Annotated in this window: 16 protein-coding genes and 1 pseudogene; 6 read left to right on the top strand and 11 right to left on the bottom strand. The window is 70.5% G+C overall.

The features are described 5' to 3' along the window. The first annotated feature begins 36 nt into the window (after nt 1–36). The gene (locus G6045_RS10130; RefSeq protein ID WP_165331532.1) at nt 37–672 is read left to right on the top strand and encodes a response regulator; all 636 of its coding nucleotides are present in this window, start codon (nt 37–39) and stop codon (nt 670–672) included. On the opposite strand, the gene G6045_RS10135 is transcribed toward G6045_RS10130, so the two are convergent. Next, on the bottom strand, nt 669–1655 hold the full coding sequence (locus tag G6045_RS10135) for a helix-turn-helix transcriptional regulator (RefSeq protein WP_165331533.1): 987 nt from the start codon (nt 1653–1655) through the stop codon (nt 669–671). The genes G6045_RS10130 and G6045_RS10135 overlap by 4 nt on opposite strands. 98 nt (nt 1656–1753) lie before the next feature. Between G6045_RS10135 and G6045_RS10140 the strand changes: the two genes are divergently transcribed. After that, complete coding sequence (locus tag G6045_RS10140; protein WP_165331582.1) at nt 1754–2149, top strand: RidA family protein; 396 nt, start codon at nt 1754–1756, stop codon at nt 2147–2149. A 45-nt stretch (nt 2150–2194) separates the two neighbouring features. On the opposite strand, the gene G6045_RS10145 is transcribed toward G6045_RS10140, so the two are convergent. The 5 genes from G6045_RS10145 to G6045_RS10165 form a co-directional block, all read right to left on the bottom strand. Beyond that, nucleotides 2195–2812 carry an isochorismatase family protein gene (locus G6045_RS10145; protein WP_165331534.1) on the bottom strand — a complete coding sequence of 206 codons (618 nt, stop codon included), beginning with the start codon at nt 2810–2812 and terminating at the stop codon, nt 2195–2197. 99 nt (nt 2813–2911) lie between these two features. Next, entirely contained in the window at nt 2912–3904 is a 993-nt protein-coding gene (locus G6045_RS10150; RefSeq protein WP_165331535.1) for a GlxA family transcriptional regulator, read from the bottom strand. Nucleotides 3905–4026: 122 nt separating this feature from the next. Further along, a complete protein-coding gene (locus G6045_RS10155) occupies nt 4027–4806 on the bottom strand; it encodes a DUF4389 domain-containing protein (RefSeq protein WP_235967760.1) in 780 nt (259 codons plus the stop codon). 196 nt (nt 4807–5002) lie between these two features. Beyond that, nucleotides 5003–5623, bottom strand: a complete 621-nt coding sequence (locus G6045_RS10160; protein ID WP_165331536.1) for an L-threonylcarbamoyladenylate synthase — start codon at nt 5621–5623, stop codon at nt 5003–5005. A 61-nt stretch (nt 5624–5684) separates the two neighbouring features. Then, nucleotides 5685–6176, bottom strand: a complete 492-nt coding sequence (locus tag G6045_RS10165) for an FBP domain-containing protein (RefSeq protein WP_165331537.1) — start codon at nt 6174–6176, stop codon at nt 5685–5687. A gap of 101 nt (nt 6177–6277) precedes the next feature. Between G6045_RS10165 and G6045_RS10170 the strand changes: the two genes are divergently transcribed. Beyond that, nucleotides 6278–6895, top strand: a complete 618-nt coding sequence (locus G6045_RS10170) for a TetR/AcrR family transcriptional regulator (protein ID WP_165331538.1) — start codon at nt 6278–6280, stop codon at nt 6893–6895. Next, the gene (locus G6045_RS10175) at nt 6879–8087 is read left to right on the top strand and encodes an SGNH/GDSL hydrolase family protein (protein WP_408056325.1); all 1209 of its coding nucleotides are present in this window, start codon (nt 6879–6881) and stop codon (nt 8085–8087) included. Before G6045_RS10170 ends, G6045_RS10175 begins: the two co-directional genes overlap by 17 nt. Before the next feature lie 6 nt (nt 8088–8093). On the opposite strand, the gene G6045_RS10180 is transcribed toward G6045_RS10175, so the two are convergent. After that, the gene (locus tag G6045_RS10180) at nt 8094–8600 is read right to left on the bottom strand and encodes a DinB family protein (protein WP_165331539.1); all 507 of its coding nucleotides are present in this window, start codon (nt 8598–8600) and stop codon (nt 8094–8096) included. 150 nt (nt 8601–8750) lie between these two features. Between G6045_RS10180 and G6045_RS10185 the strand changes: the two genes are divergently transcribed. After that, nucleotides 8751–9185, top strand: a complete 435-nt coding sequence (locus tag G6045_RS10185; protein WP_165331540.1) for a hypothetical protein — start codon at nt 8751–8753, stop codon at nt 9183–9185. A gap of 14 nt (nt 9186–9199) precedes the next feature. Here G6045_RS10185 and G6045_RS41365 read toward each other — a convergent pair. The 3 genes and pseudogenes from G6045_RS41365 to G6045_RS10195 all read right to left on the bottom strand — a co-directional run. Next, nucleotides 9200–9301, bottom strand: a pseudogene (locus G6045_RS41365) (IS5/IS1182 family transposase); the annotation flags it as partial. A gap of 15 nt (nt 9302–9316) precedes the next feature. Then, nucleotides 9317–10834, bottom strand: coding sequence for a helix-turn-helix domain-containing protein (locus G6045_RS10190; protein ID WP_165331541.1), 1518 nt, complete (start codon nt 10832–10834; stop codon nt 9317–9319). Between the two features lie 163 nt (nt 10835–10997). Next, a complete protein-coding gene (locus G6045_RS10195) occupies nt 10998–12239 on the bottom strand; it encodes an RNA polymerase sigma factor (RefSeq protein WP_165331542.1) in 1242 nt (413 codons plus the stop codon). A gap of 182 nt (nt 12240–12421) precedes the next feature. Here G6045_RS10195 and G6045_RS10200 point away from each other — a divergent pair, with 182 nt between their 5' ends. Then, a complete protein-coding gene (locus tag G6045_RS10200; RefSeq protein ID WP_165331543.1) occupies nt 12422–13780 on the top strand; it encodes an MFS transporter in 1359 nt (452 codons plus the stop codon). 60 nt (nt 13781–13840) lie between these two features. On the opposite strand, the gene G6045_RS10205 is transcribed toward G6045_RS10200, so the two are convergent. After that, complete coding sequence (locus tag G6045_RS10205; RefSeq protein WP_165331544.1) at nt 13841–15007, bottom strand: 4-hydroxybenzoate 3-monooxygenase; 1167 nt, start codon at nt 15005–15007, stop codon at nt 13841–13843. Nucleotides 15008–15082: the final 75 nt, after the last annotated feature.

Genomic DNA, 15082 nt, shown 5'->3' on the forward strand with positions numbered 1-15082 from the left:
CACCCCGCCCGCCCGGACCGAGCCGGAGGTCCGCCCGTGACCGACACCCCCATCCGTCTGCTCCTCGCCGACGACCACCCCGTCGTACGGGCAGGGCTGCGCGCGGTCCTGGAGACCGAGCCCGGACTCGCCGTGGTGGCGGAAGCGGCCACCGCCGAAGACGCGGTCGTCCGCGCGGCCGCGGGCGATATCGATGTCGTCCTGATGGACCTGCAGTTCGGCAAGGGAATGGGAGGCGCCGAGGCCACCGCGCTGATCACCGCACGCCCGGACGCCCCGCGCGTCCTGGTCGTCACCACGTACGACTCCGATGCCGACACCCTGCCCGCGATCGAGGCCGGCGCGACCGGCTACCTCCTCAAGGACGCGCCTCCGGAGGATCTGGCGGCCGCGGTACGTACGGCTGCCGCGGGCCGCACGATCCTGGCCCCCGCGGTCGCGGACCGTCTGATGCACCGCCTCCGCACCCCTGCGGCCGCGCTGACCCGGCGCGAGACGGAAGTCCTCACCCTGGTCGCGGAAGGCTTGTCGAACCAGGCGATCGGCCGGCAGCTCCACCTCACCGAGGGCACGGTCAAGTCCCATCTGGCCCGCGTCTACGCCAAGTTGGACGTCGATTCGCGTACGTCCGCCGTGGCGACCGCGGCAGCACTGGGGCTCATCCGCCGCTAGACCCGTCCGCGCGCGTAGCGGCTCGCGAGCGCGGCGGCGCGTTCGTGCAGACGGTCGCGCAGCCACTGCGGGCTCAGCGCTTCCGCCTGTGTGCCGAGCTGCCACAGCGCCCATTGCGCGTGCCTCGCGTCCTGGAAGGCCACGTCGAGGCGCAACCAGCCGTCCTCGTCGGCCTCTTCGGCCTCTTCGCCGAGGACGGCGACGGCGGTGCCGACCAGCTCCTCCCGCCGCGCCGGATCCACCCGTACCCGCACGGTGACCTGGTCGCCGCCGGTGCGGAACCGCGTGCTGCGCTCCTGCCAGGCCCGGTCGAGATCGACCCGGGCCGGCCGGGCGGCGGGCTCGGCGAGTGCTTCGGCCGCCAGGATCCGGGACAGCCGGTACGTGCGGTCCTCGCCGGATCGCGCGGCCAGCAGGTAGCCCCGGTCGCGGATGGTGACCAGGCCGATCGGATCGACGGTGCGCCACGCGGGGTCCTGATCGGCGGCCGCGTACCGGATGCGCAGCCGGTGGCCGGAGAGCACGGCGCGCAGCACCTCGGCCGCCACGGCGTCCGGCACTTCGTCGTCGACGAGCCGGCGGGAGAGCAGGTCGGTCTCCGGGTCGATGAGGAGGCGTTCGGCCACGCCGGCCGCGGTGTGGCGATAGCTCTCGGGCAGCGCGTCGACCACCTTGAGCATCGCCGCGGCGAGCGAGGAGCCGAGCCCGAAGGCCTGTGCGCCGCGCCGCGATCCGGCGACCAGGAGGGCGAGGGCTTCGTCGGGGTTCAGCCCGGTGAGCTCGGTACGGAATCCGGGCAGCAACGCGAATCCGCCGTGCCGGCCGCGCTCCGCGTAGACAGGAACCCCGGCCGCGGACAGTGCCTCGATGTCGCGCAGCACGGTGCGCGTGGAGACCTCCAACTCCTCGGCCAGCGCGGCCGCGGACATGCGTCCTTGCTGCCGCAGCAGCAGCACCAGGGACACCAACCGGTCGGCACGCATGCCGGAACCCTAATCAAATACATGACAGGGGATGTCATGAATGGTTGGCAGGCTCGGCACCGCACGAGGAGGAGAACTCGATGGGAGCTGATGTGGGCGTGGAGCGAACGGCGGTCAACCCGTGGGCGTGGTCCGGGGAGTTGGGGTACAACCAGGGCGAACTCGTCACCGGACACACCCGGACCCTGTACTGCTCGGGACAGACCGCGATGAGCGAGGACGGCAAGCCCGAGCACGCCGGTGACATGGCGGCGCAGCTGACGCTGAGCCTGGACAACCTGGAGGCGGTGCTCGGGGAGGCCGGCATGACGCTGGCCCACTTGGTCCGGCTCAATGTGTACACCACCGACGTCGACCGGCTCTTCGCGCACTACGGCGTGCTGGCCGCGCGGTTGGGGGCGGCACGGGTGGCGCCTGCCACCACGATGCTCGGGGTCACGCGGCTGGCGATCCCCGACCTGTTGGTGGAGCTGGAAGGAACCGCGGTGGCCTGATCCCGGTGAACGGTGGGGCGGGGCCCGCCCCACCGTTCGTACGGCTCAGGCCCGCAGCGCGTCCACCGTCGGCGCCACGGTGCCGAACAGGTCGGTGATCGTGGTCAGCGCGGCCGACTGGAGCGCGGCGGCCGGCACGACGGACCCGTCGGGCGCGGTGAGGTTGCGGGTGGCGGTGGCCTCCGCGACGACGGTGGGGCTGTAGCCGAGGTTGAAGGCGCCCTGGGTCGTGTAGTTGACGCACATGTGGGTCATGAACCCGGCGATGATCAGGTTCTTGCCGCTGCCCGGGGCGGCGTCGAGGCCGGTGAGCACGTCACCGAGGTTCGTCTCGTGGAAGGAGTTCGGGAAGCCCTTGACCACCACGGCCTCGCCCTCGGCCGGGGCGACCTCGTCGCTGATGGCACCGATCTCGGCGCGGATGTCGTACGGGGTGCCTTCGCCGCCGTCGTTGAGGACGTGGACGACGGGAGCGCCGGCGGCGCGGGCACGCTCGAGCAGCCGGGCGCCGGCCGCAAGGGCCTCTTCGGCGCCTTCGAGCGCCATGACGCCGGTGCGGTAGGTGTTCTGGAAGTCGATCATCACGACGATCGAGTCGCCGAGCTTCGGCAGCTCGTTGCCGAGTCCGACGACCTCGCGCAGGGACTTCGAGGGCTGAGTCATGGTGTGCCTTTCATCGGGTGGTGCTGTCGGGGGTGCGGTTCCGGGCAGGGCGAAGCCGCCGGGTGCGCCGGTGGAACACGTCGTACGTGGGCTCGTGGGTCAGAGGGAACTGGTGCGAAAACGGCGCCGGTACCCGGCCGGTGTGGTGGCCAACTGCCGTTTGAACGCGCGGTGCAGGGTTTCCGCGGAGCCGAGTCCGGCCGCCGCGGCGATGCGGTCGAGTGCGTCGTCGGTCGTCTCCAGGAGACGGCGCGCGGTCTCGACCCGGGCGGACTCGACATAGGTGGCCGGGCTCTGTCCGGTCTCCTGTTTGAAGACCCGGGCGAAGTGCCGCTCGCTGAGACACATCCGGTCGGCGAGCACCTCCGCGGACAGGTCCTGGTCGAGGTGGTCGGCGATCCACACCCGCAGTTCGTCGATGTCGCGCCGGGCCGCGGCCGGACGGCTCAGCGGTACGGAGAACTGGCTCTGTCCGCCCTGCCGCTTGAGGTACATGACGAGCTGCCGGGCCACCGCAAGCGCGACGTCCTCGCCGAGATCCTCCGCGACCAGGGCCAGGGAGAGGTCGAGGCAGGCGCTGATCCCGGCGCCCGTCCACAGCCTTCCGCGGTCGGTACGGACGAAGATCGGGTCCGGGTCGACCGTGACGGCGGGGTGGTCGGCGGCCAGCTGGGCGGCGGTCGTCCAGTGGGTCGTGGCCGTCTTGCCGTCCAGGAGCCCGGCGGCCGCGAGCAGATGCGCCCCGACGCACACGGAGGCGACGCGCCGCGATCGCGGTGCGGTCTTCTCGATCCAGGCCACGATGTCCGGGTCGATACGGGCCACGGGCCCCTCGTCGGTGAGGTCGACCGCTCCCGGTACGAGCAGGGTGTCGACCTGCCCTTCCACCTCGTCGAAGCCGAGATCGGCGACGACCCGTACACCTGCCGAGGTGGTCACCTCTCCCGCGGCGGGCCCGGCGAGGCGGACCTCGTAACCGGCGCGGCCTTCGCTCACGCGATTCGCGAGCGAGAAGACCTCGGCCGGTCCCGTGACGTCGAGGAGGTCGACATCGGGGAAGACCGCGATGACGACTCGGTGCTTGAGGGGCATGTCCCCATCCTCGCCCGCGGCCGCGATGGCGGCAATGACGGCTGTCTGTCACATTCGGACATGACCGTCGGCGGGTGGACAGGGACGGCGGCAGGCGTGCCCCGATTCATGACGGCATGCATTCAGGGCGAGCTCGACGTGGTCGATTCGTCTCCGTCGTAGGTGACCAGGGTGTTCTGCGTGACGTGGCCGGCCAGACCGAGGATCAGGAAGAGCACGAGGAGGACCTTGGCGCCGGTGTCGAGCAGCAGCGGCCGGGTCACCGACCGCGCTTCCTCCCCCGTACCGGGGGTGTCACCGAACAGGTGCTTGGGATACGCGGGCGTGAGCAGCGAGAAGTAGGCGGAGGTGCGCAGCTGGTAGCGGGCCATGGCCGCGGTGGCGGTGAAGACGGGGGCCGGCAGCCGTCCCAGGATGATGCCGAGGAGCCAGAAGATCCAGCTGAGCGCCGCCCAGCCGTACTGGAGAAGGGCGATGACGATGGCCGCGGGAATCCCCAGGATCAGCCGGAACAGCACGGCGAGCCGGTTCAGCTCGGTGGGGCGCACCTCGATCTGTACGGGGTAGTCGGGGGCCGTGAACGAGAACGGCGGATAGCGGTCCACCAGCAGCAGGGCGCTCGCGCCGACCCGGGTCCGGTAGGCCAGGACCGAGGCCAGGAAGGAGTAGATCGAGTCGGGCAGCCGCCCCAGGACCAGGGCCGCGAACCATCCGGCGATGGTGACGAAGAACGCTGCGAAGGACAGCAGGGCGGTCACGATGAACTGCGGCACCAACAGCAGCCACCGCAGCAGTACTGTCCAGCGGCGCTGCCGTCCGTCCGCGTGCAGGTCGAAGACGGGCAGCCACTCGCCTTCGTGTACGGGTTCCATGGGTGTTCGCGGGTCCCAGCCTGCTGCCATGACGCGCTCCAGGTGTTCCGGTCGGCCGTCTGACTGCCATCGTGTGGCGGGACGGCGCACCGCGCACGGCCAGGCATCCGATTGGCCAGATCACGTCACCCGCAGCTCCGGCGGTCACGCCGGGTCGGGCCTGGGGGCCCGACGCCGCCCCGCTGACACATCAGCCGGGCGGCGCGAGCCTGCCGGGCACCGGCTCCTACTCGAAGCGGGAGGTGTCGCCCGCCCCGCGCCGGATGATCTCGACGTCGCCGTCGGAGAAGTCGATCACCGTGGTGGGCTCGGTACCGCAGTCGCCCGAGTCGAGGACGGCGTCGACGACATGGTCGAGGCGTTCCTTGATCTCCCAGCCCTGGGTGAGGGGTTCGCCCTCGCCGGGCAGCAGCAGCGTGCTGGACAGGAGCGGTTCACCGAGCTCCTGGAGCAGGGCCTGGGTGACGACATGGTCGGGGATGCGTACACCGACGGTCTTCTTCTTCGGGTGCATCAGCTGGCGCGGCACCTCCTTGCTGGCGGGCAGGATGAAGGTGTAACTGCCGGGCGTGGCCGCCTTGATGGCACGGAACACATCGTTGTCGATGTGCACGAACTGGCCCAGCTGCGCGAAGTCCTGGCAGACGAGCGTGAAGTGGTGCCGGTCGTCGAGCTGGCGGATGGTGCGGATCCGGCCGATGCCGTCGCGGTTGCCGAGCTGGCAGCCCAGCGCGTAGCAGGAGTCGGTCGGATACGCGATGAGCGCGCCCCCGCGGATGCTGTCGGCCACCGTGGAGATGGTGCGGCGCTGCGGGTTGTCGGGGTGGACGTCGAAGTACGTTGCCATCCGGCGAGTTTAAAGCGCGTCGGCAGGTCCGCCGGGACAGCGCGTCAACGTCCGCGCCAGGTCAGTGCGTGACCTTCGCCAGGAAGGCTTCGACATTGGCGACCGTACGGGCGATCTTCTCGTCGACGGTGAGGGTCTCGGTCATCTTGAGGACGCCTTCGACCCGCTTGATGCCGCGGGTGTAGAGCGAGCAGTCGAGATCGGTGCACACGTAGACGCCCACCGAGTCGCCCTGCTTGCCCGCCTTGCCCGCCCGGGGGGCGACCATCAGGGACACGCCGCCGTCCTTGGTGGTGAGACAGATCGAGCACATGCTGCGGTGTGCGTGCCCGGCTATGCGCGGGGCGCCGCGCAGCACCACGGCCTGCGGCCGGCCGTCGATCTCGGTGACGAGGTAGGCGCGGTCGGGTGCCTGCGGGTCGCGCCAGCCGAGGTAGTCGAGGTCGTCCCAGGGGCGTTCTGCCAGGTCACGCGGCATGTTGAGGCGTTTGGCCTCGCCCTTCGAGCAGTTCACGAAGGCGGCTCGGATCTCTTGTTCGGTCAGCGGCTTCATAACGGCGATCGTAATTTGCCTAAAGGCTTTAGGCAAATGCATAATAGCCACAGGACAATGCACCAGAGCTTCACGGCAGGACCAGGCGAGGAGGCCGACGGATGGCACGTGCAGGGCTGACACCACAGCGGCTGACACAGGCCGGCGCGGAGCTCGCCGACGAGGTCGGCTTCGAGCAGGTGACCGTGTCGGCGCTGGCACGGCACTTCGATGTGAAGGTCGCGAGCCTGTACTCGCATGTGAAGAGCTCACACGACCTCAAGACCCGTATCGCCCTGCTGGCCCTGGAGGAGATGGCCGACGCCGCGGCGGACGCGCTCGCGGGACGCTCGGGCAAGGACGCCCTCGCCGCCTTCGCGAACGTCTACCGGGATTACGCGCGCCGGCATCCGGGCCGCTATGCGGCCTCCCAGCTGCGCCTCAGCCCCGAGACGGCAGCAGCGAGTGCCGGCGTGCGGCACTCCCAGATGACCCGGGCGATCCTGCGCGGATACGACCTGCCGGAACCCGAGCAGACCCATGCCGTACGGCTCCTGGGCGGCACGTTCCACGGCTATGTGAGCCTCGAACTGAGCGGCGGCTTCAGCCATAGCGCACCGGATTCGTCGGTGACGTGGGCGCGGATCGTGGACGCCCTCGACGCCCTGCTGCGCAACTGGCCGGCCGAGCCCGCACGTGATGCCCGGGTGGAACCCGAACGTGATGACCGAGAGGCCTGAGGGCACCATGAACGACTGGATCACCACCCCGCTGACCACGGCCATCGTGCGCGGGGCCCTGGAACTCGAACCCACCGCACAGGGCGTCCTGCCGCACCGGCTGCCCGCCCGCGCCCGTGCGCAATGCACCGACGGACAGCTCGCGATGGCCGAGTCGCAGCCCTCGGGCGTACGGATCGCTCTGCGCACCCGCGCCACCGCGCTGGAGCTGGACACCGTGCCCACCAAGCGCGTGTACGCGGGTGCCCCGGCGCGCCCCGACGGGGTCTACGACCTGCTCGTCGACGGTGAACTCGCCGGGCAGGCAAGCGTGGGCGGCGGCAACATCCTGACCATCGACATGGCGAGCGGATCGGTCGAGCACACCGCGGGCGCCCCGGGCACGCTCCGTTTCGCCGGGCTGCCCGACCGCGACAAGGTCGTGGAGCTGTGGCTGCCGCACAACGAGACCACCGAGCTGGTCGCACTGCGCACCGACGCTCCCGTGCAGCCGCTGCCGGCCGAGGGTCGCAAGGTCTGGCTGCACCACGGCAGTTCGATCAGCCACGGCTCCGATGCGGCGAGCCCGAGCACGACCTGGCCCGCCGTGGCCGCCAGGCTCGCAGGCGTGGACCTGGTCAATCTCGGGTTCGCCGGCAGCGCCCTGCTCGACCCGTTCACCGCGCGGGCGATGCGGGACACCCCTGCGGACGTGATCAGCGTCAAGATCGGCATCAATCTCGTCAACCTGGACCTGATGCGGATGCGGGCCTTCGGCCCGGCCGTGCACGGCTTCCTGGACACGATCCGCGAAGGCCACCCGACGGCGCCGCTCCTGGTCATCTCCCCGATCTACTGCGCGATCCACGAGGAGACCCCGGGACCCGGCACCTTCGACCTCGAAGCCTTCGCGACGGGGAAGCTGTCCTTCCAGGCCACCGGCGATCCGGCGGAAGCCGCCGCCGGCAAGCTCACCTTGAAGGTCATCCGCGACGAACTAGCCCGCATCGTGGCCCAGCGCGCGGCCGACGACCCTCATCTCCACCACCTCGACGGCCTCGACCTGTACGGCGAGACCGACTCCGCGGAGCTCCCGCTGCCCGACCAACTGCACCCCGACGCGGCAACTCACCTCCGTATCGGAGAACGCTTCGCGAAGCACGCCTTCGTCAACGGGGCCTTCGCCGGGGGCGGTTCGGCGCCCCCTCGCTGACGGCTTCTAGCCGCCGGTCGAGCCGTCGAGCATCTCGCGCAGGATGTCCAGGTGGCCGTTGTGGCGGGCCGTCTCCTCGGTGAGGTGGAGGAGGATCCAGCGCAGGTCGACGTGGAGGCCGTTGCGGATGGTTCCCACGGCTCGCTTACCCAGATCGTTCTCGGCGACCAGCTTGCGGTAGCGGGCGCTCTGTTCGGCGTACTCGTCGAGCAACTGCGGCAGCGGGAAGTCGACGGCGATCCGCATCTCGCCGTCGGGGTCCTCGTCGGTTATGGGGGCATGGTCTTCCTCGCCCAGGAAGACCACCTGGAACCAGTAGTACTCGACCCAGCGGAGGTGGTTGATCACTCCGCACATGGTCATCAGCGGCGAGCCCGGCAGCAGCGCCTTGCGGGCGTTCTCCGCCGAGACGCCCTCGCATTTGGTGCGGGCGGTGTCACGTGCGTAGTCGAGAAACGTGGTGAGCTGCGTGCGCTCGTCCCACGCGGGCGGGGTGTCATCGATCCTGGTCATCGCGCGAAGCCTCGCCGATCATGACGACCGGTGTCGAGGCATTTGCCGAACGGCCCGGCATGATCCCGGCCACTCCCCGGGCGTACACGGGGCAGGACCCAGGACTTGTCCGGCCGATCACGGTTGTGGGCTGTCGGCCATGATGTCCGGGTGAGCATCATCGTGGAGTTCTTCGTCGCGCCGGACGACACGTCAGCGAGCCTGGCCCTCCAGACCGGGCCGGGGCGGGCATTCGAGTCCCTCCTCTTCGGCAACTTCGATCCCGTAGTGGCCGTAGTCGACTGGGAATGCCTTCTGGCCGGCGGCAGTTTCGAGGAACTCGTCGAGGCCGGTGAGCCTCGCATCGTCGCCGCCCAGGACAACGGCGGAGGCGTCGTCTTGGCGATCTCGCTTCGCCTGTCCACTGCGCTCGCGGATGCCACGCACTCCAGGTTGAGCGACGTCGCCTCCTCGTGGACTCAGCTGCGTGCGGAGGAGGGCGAGGTCATCGACACTGAGATCGCCGAAGCGATCGTGGGTGATCTGGCTGCTCTCGTCAGCAGCGCCCGGCGCCAGAACCAGAGCGTCTACTGCCGGGTCGCGTAGAAGTTCATGTGCGGCGCCAGATCGCGAGGGGGCTTCAGGCGGTTGATCGTCCGTTCGACGGCGTTGCGCTTCTTGTAGCGGTCCTCATCGAAGGCGGGGGTTCCATCCCAGCGGCCCCCTTTGGTCCCGACCTAGGCGTCCGCGGGCGGATCCGGTTCGTCGTCGCCGAGCGTGTAGACGTCCTTGACCTTCACCTCGGTGACGGCCCGGCCCTCCGTGAAAATCTGGCGCCAGTCACCGGAGACATGGAGTTCGTCGGTGCCCATCGCGCGGACGACGACGAGGCCTTCGTCGAAGCACTTGTACGCCTTCATCCAGAGGTTGGCGAAGGCCTGCGAGCGGATGAGGTGCATCCAGTCGCTGCGGTACAGCTCCCGGTTGTAGTTGGACTCCCCCATCGTGGAGACGAACTTGGAGTACATCGCCTTCACGTACTCGAGCGTGACCGTGTCGTCCTCGGCGATGGCACGGTCACGGGCGTCCTTGAGGGCGATACGGAACTTCTCCAGGAGCCCCTCGGTGGCACCCGAGGTCCAGGACTCGTGGATCACCGGCGGCTCGCACAGTCCGTACGGATCCGAGGAGAGCCGCAGGAGCAGGCGCAGCGTCGGCTCGGTGACCCAGAACTCCCCGGACTCCTCGCGGTTGCCGAGCGGGTTGGGCAGCAGGTGCTCCAGGTCCCAGGCGGGCGGCGTGATCAGGTGGACGCCGGCACGGCGGCGGTCGTGGACGTTGCCCGTGGAGTGTTCGAGCGCGCCGATCGGCAGATGGGTCTTGAGGGCGGAGAGATAGGCGCCGTTGACGTCGAGGGCGGTCACTTCGTGGCGGCCCGCCGGGAGTTCGGGACGGGTCCAGTTCGGGCGCGCCTCCCAGATCTCGTCCGGGCCCTTGGCGCTCTTGCGGCGCAGGATGTCGGGCATCGGCGGGTGCGCGATGACCTGGTACCGGGCGCCCTTGCGAGTCTCGTCGAGCAGCGCCATCGCGTCCGGGATCGCGCGCTTGACCAGCGCGGCCGTGGCATTTTCCACGTCTCCGCCGTGGGCGGCGAGGGCGGCTTCGACGGCCCGCGCGATCAGGTCCGGGGAGTCGGCCTCCTTGGCGCGGCGGCCGGCGGGAACGAGTTTTGTGGGGGCCGGTGCGGTCGGCTCCACGGCTGCGGCAGGCGGCGCCTGCTCGCGCGGTGCCGTCGCGGCGGGGGTGGCGGCCTGACAGTCGGCGGCGTCCAAGTGCTGCGGGAACCCCTCGACTTGGTGCACGGCGGGGGCTCCGCACAGGACGCAGGGCGCGGGAGCGGCAAGGGGCGCTCCCCCGGCGACCTCCTCCACGGGCGGCGCCGGCTCCTCAGCCACCGACGCCTCAACCACGGGCGCCTCAGCCTCATCTCCCGTACCTGGGGTGACCTCCTCAGCCCCCACCTTGGCCAGCGCGCCCTCAAGGAAGTACCCGTACTTGGCGCGGATCTCCCCACTCGGCTCGCGCCCACTCTCCCACCCGCCGACGGTCGACGCGGACACCCCGAGCACGGCCGCCACCTGCGTACGGGAAAGGCCGAGCGCCTCGCGCAGCCGTCTGCGTTCGGCGACCGGGGGCAGGGCGGTCTCTTCCTGGACCGAGGCCAGAAGCGCGTCGATCGCGTCGAAGTCCGTCACGGCGCCTCCTTCTCGGGGCGGGCTGGGGGCACTGCCGCACCTTCGGGGGCGCGCACGCGGCAACTATAAGTCGCGGCCGCTGTCCGGTTTCGTACGGCACCAGCCTCGACTTTCCTGCGCAACCCGGCTCGTGACCGGGACCGCACCGGCCACGTACGCGCGCTCAGGCTTCCAGGTCCCGGGCCCGTGACAGGAGCAGCTCCCGTTCCCGGGCGTTGCGTGTCAGCGACGCCGCCCGGGCGAACTCGGCGCGGGCCTCCTCGTGCCGACCGAGGCGCTCCAGGAGATCGCCGCGCACGCTCGGCAGGAAGTGGTAGTCCTTGAGAGCGGCTTCGTCCGCGAGCGCATCCACCAGTTTCAGCCCCTGCTCGGGGCCCTCGGCCATCGATACGGCGACGGCCCGGTTGAGCTCGACCACCGCCGACGGGGTGAGCTGGGCGAGCCGCCCGTACAGGGCGGCGATCGCCTTCCAGTCCGTGTCCTCGTAACGCAGCGCCTGCGCATGGCACATGGCGATCGCGGCCTGCACGGAGTACGGGCCGGTACCGGCGCGCTGCAGCGCGTCGACGCCACGGTGCATCAGCATCCGGTTCCACTTGGTGCGGTTCTGATCGGCGAGCAGCACCGGCTCCCCGTCCGGCCCGGTACGTGCCGGCAGCCGGGAGGCCTGGAACTCCAACAGGGCGGCGAGCCCGTGCGCTTCGGGCTCGCCCGGCATCAGCGCGGCGAGCACCCGGGCGAGCCGGAGCGCGTCCTCGCACAGTGCGGGCCGCAGCAGGTCCTCGCCGGCCGTGGCGCTGTAGCCCTCGTTGAAGATCAGGTAGATGACCTCGAGGACCGAGGCGAGACGGGCCGGCCGCTCGGCGGCCCCCGGCACCTCGAAGGGGACATCGGCCTTGGCCAGGGCGCGTTTGGCGCGCACGATGCGCTGGGCGACAGTCGGTTCGGTGGTCAGCAGCGCGCGGGCGATCTCGTCGGTGGTCAGACCGCCGAGCAGCCGCAACGTCAGGGCGATACGGGCCTTCGCCGAGAGCACGGGGTGGCAGGCCGTGAAGATCAGGCGCAGCAGATCGTCGTCGATGTCGTCGGGGTCGGACGGTTCCGGCGGCGGTACGTCCTGAAGGGTGCGGCCGACCTCGGCGAGCTTGCGGGCGTAGGTCTCCTTGCGGCGTACGAGATCGATGGCCTTGCGCCGCGCGGCCGTCATCAGCCACGCGGCCGGGTTGTCGGGGACGCCGTCGCGAGGCCACTGCTCCAGGGCGCTGATCAGGGCGTCCTGCGCGAGTTCCTCCGCTATGCCGACATCGCGCACGACCCGGGTCACCACCGCGATGATGCGCGCGGACTCGATACGGAAGACCGCCTCCACCGCCGCGGTCGCCTGGTCCTGTCGGGCTGCTGTCACGGCGCCTATCCCAGCATCCGTCCCCGGGCGGGGCAAGCACGGCCGGTGGAATCGAAGGCTCCGCACTCATTGACAGCCTCCGGCGCCGACCTCAAACTCATCCCCTCGCGAGATGTGAACAGTTCTTCACCACACGAACAACGCCGGATTTCCGGCGTGCTGAGCTCGCCCCAGGGACCGATATGACCTCTTCCGCACACTCCGCCCCTGCGGCCCGTGCCCCGCACACGTTCCGGACGGTGTTCCCCGTTCTGGCGCTGTGCTGGCTGGCCGTGTTCTTCGACGGTATGGACGTCAACATCTACGGCGCCGTCATGCCGCACATGCTCGACGACCCCGGACTCGGTCTGACGCCGGGCACCGCGGGCACGATCGGCAGCTGGACCACCTTCGGCATGCTGATCGGCGCGCTCACCGCCGGCAATGTGACCGACTGGCTGGGCCGCCGCCCGATGCTGGTCGCCAGCGTCACGCTGTTCTCGCTCGGCTGCGCCTTGTGCGCGCTCGCCGGAAGCGCCGGTGTCTTCGGCGCCGGACGGTTCGTGGCGGGGCTCGGGCTCGGCGGCCTCATGCCGCTGTGTCTGGCGATGGTCCTCGAGTTCGCTCCGCCGCGGCGGGCCGCACTGATGACCGGCCTCCTGATGACCTCGTATCACGCGGGCGGCATGGCGGCCACGGGCCTCGGCCTCGGCGTGGCCCCGGAGTTCGGCTGGCGCTGGGTGTTCTGGGCCGGGGTGCTGCCCGCGTTCATCGCCGTACCGCTGCTGCTCAAGTACCTGCCCGAGTCGCCGGGTGTGCTCCTGGCACGCGGCCGACGGGCCGAGGCCGAGCAGGTCGCCGACCGCTTCGGGCTGCCGCGTCCCACCGAGGTCGAGGCGCCCGCGGCGGGGGCGAAGGGGCGGATCGCCGCGATCGGCGCCCTGTTCCGTCCCGAGTCGCGGTGGGCGACGCCGCTGCTCTGGCTGGCCTCGTTCTGCGGTCTGCTCCTCGTGTACGGGGTGAGCACCTGGCTGCCGACGATGATGCGGGCGAACGGCTACGGCCTGAACTCCTCGGTCAGCTTCCTGATGGTGATCAACGCGGGCGGCATTGTGGGCATGCTGATCGCCGGCCGGACCGCGGACCGCTTCGGCGCGGTGCGCGTGTCGGCGATCTGGTTCGTACTGACCGCCGCCGGCGCCCTGCTGCTCAAGTCCGAGCTGCCGCTGGGTGTCACCTACGTCGTGGTCGCGATCACCGGGATCTGGCTCTTCAGCGCCCAGGTCATGGTGTACGCGGCGACGAACAGCGTCTACCGGGACAGTGAACGCGCCGCGGGCCTGGGCCTGGTGACGGGCGTGGGCCGCACCGGCGCCGTGGTCGGGCCGTGGCTGGTGGGCGCGCTCGCCCAGAACGGCAACCAGAGCTGGGGCTTCACCGCCTTCGCCCTGGCCGGCCTGCTCGGCGCGGCAGCGATCGCCCTCGTACCGCTGGCCATACGGATCGGTCGCGGTGGTGCACGCACCGCGGCACCGGCCGTCGCCGAACCGTCAAGGGCCTGAACGCAGCGAATGGCCCCGCCCTCTCGATCGGAAGGATCGAGAGGGCGGGGCCATTAGCTGTCAGAGCGCCAACCCGCAGTAGTTCTCCGCCAGTTCCGCCTCCGCGTGCGGCGAGGACGCGATCCGTTCCAGCTGGGAGAGCTGCAGCCGCGTCTCGAAGGGCGACTGGTCGGGGTCGGTGTGCAGCGTCGTCGTCATGAAGTACGAGAAGTGCTCGGCCCGCCAGACCCGGCGCAGGCACGTGTCCGAGTAGGCGTCGAGCAGTTCGGGCGAGCCCGTGGCGTGCCGGTGGGCGAGGGCGCGGGCGAGGACCACGACGTCGGCCGCGGCGAGGTTGAGGCCCTTGGCGCCGGTCGGCGGCACGATATGGGCGGCGTCGCCCGCCAGGAACAGCCGGCCGAAGCGCATCGGCTCGGTGACCGAACTGCGCATCGGCAGCACCGACTTCTGCGTGACGGGACCGCGGACCAGCGGGGTGCCGCGTGCGAAGCGGTGGTCGAGCTCGTCCCAGATGCGCTCGTCGGACCAGCTCGCGGGGTCCGTTCCGTTGGGCACCTGGAGATACAGCCTGCTGACCTGCGGCGAGCGCATGCTAGCCAGGGCGAAGCCCCGGTCCGAGTGCGCATAGATCAACTCGTCGTAGTCCGGCGCCGCGTCGGCCAGGATGCCGAGCCAGGAGTACGGATAGACGCGTTCGTACGTGATGGCCGCCCCGTCCGGGACCGCGTGCCGTGACACTCCGTGGAAGCCGTCGCAGCCCACCACGTAGTCGCAGGTGAGGGTCTGTTCGCGGCCCTCGTGGGTGTAGCGGATGACGGGGCGTTCGCCGTCGATGCCTTCGACGGTGTGCACCTCGGACTCGAAGTGCAGCGGACCGCCTTCGGCGAGCTGCAGGGCTATGAGGTCCTTGACCACCTCGGTCTGCGCGTACACCGTGACGCGCCGTCCGCCGGTCAGCCCCGGGAAGTCCACGCGGTGACCGCGGCCGGCGAAGCGCAGCTCGATGCCGTCGTGCACGAGACCCTCGGCGTCGAGGCGTTTGCCCGCACCGCAGGCGCGCAGCGCATCGACCGTCGACTGTTCGAGGATCCCGGCCCGTTGGCGCTGCTCGACATAGGCGCGCTCCCGGCTCTCCAGGACGACACTGGCGATGCCCGCCTGGTGCAGCAGACGGGCGAGCAGCAGGCCGGAAGGGCCGCCGCCGATGATGCCGACGGTGGTGTGCACAGCGTCTCCTCGTCTTCGAGAGCGGTCCCGCTTGATGCCGGGCGGTGGACCGCCGCCCCAGTTGTTCGTATAGTG

The organism is Streptomyces mesophilus, assembly GCF_011044995.1.
GTDB classification, from domain to species: domain Bacteria; phylum Actinomycetota; class Actinomycetes; order Streptomycetales; family Streptomycetaceae; genus Streptomyces; species Streptomyces mesophilus.

Excerpts from the sequence above, each read along its gene's own strand:
- G6045_RS10155 (WP_235967760.1), bottom strand. The coding sequence starts at position 4,806 with ATGGCAGCAGGCTGGGACCCGCGAACACCCATGGAACCCGTACACGAA.
- G6045_RS10180 (WP_165331539.1), bottom strand. The coding sequence starts at position 8,600 with ATGACCAGGATCGATGACACCCCGCCCGCGTGGGACGAGCGCACGCAG.
- G6045_RS10170 (WP_165331538.1), top strand. The coding sequence starts at position 6,278 with ATGGCACGTGCAGGGCTGACACCACAGCGGCTGACACAGGCCGGCGCG.
- G6045_RS10160 (WP_165331536.1), bottom strand. The coding sequence starts at position 5,623 with ATGGCAACGTACTTCGACGTCCACCCCGACAACCCGCAGCGCCGCACC.
- G6045_RS10135 (WP_165331533.1), bottom strand. The coding sequence starts at position 1,655 with ATGCGTGCCGACCGGTTGGTGTCCCTGGTGCTGCTGCTGCGGCAGCAA.
- G6045_RS10175 (WP_408056325.1), top strand. The coding sequence starts at position 6,879 with ATGACCGAGAGGCCTGAGGGCACCATGAACGACTGGATCACCACCCCG.
- G6045_RS10150 (WP_165331535.1), bottom strand. The coding sequence starts at position 3,904 with ATGCCCCTCAAGCACCGAGTCGTCATCGCGGTCTTCCCCGATGTCGAC.
- G6045_RS10200 (WP_165331543.1), top strand. The coding sequence starts at position 12,422 with ATGACCTCTTCCGCACACTCCGCCCCTGCGGCCCGTGCCCCGCACACG.
- G6045_RS10165 (WP_165331537.1), bottom strand. The coding sequence starts at position 6,176 with ATGAAGCCGCTGACCGAACAAGAGATCCGAGCCGCCTTCGTGAACTGC.
- G6045_RS10145 (WP_165331534.1), bottom strand. The coding sequence starts at position 2,812 with ATGACTCAGCCCTCGAAGTCCCTGCGCGAGGTCGTCGGACTCGGCAAC.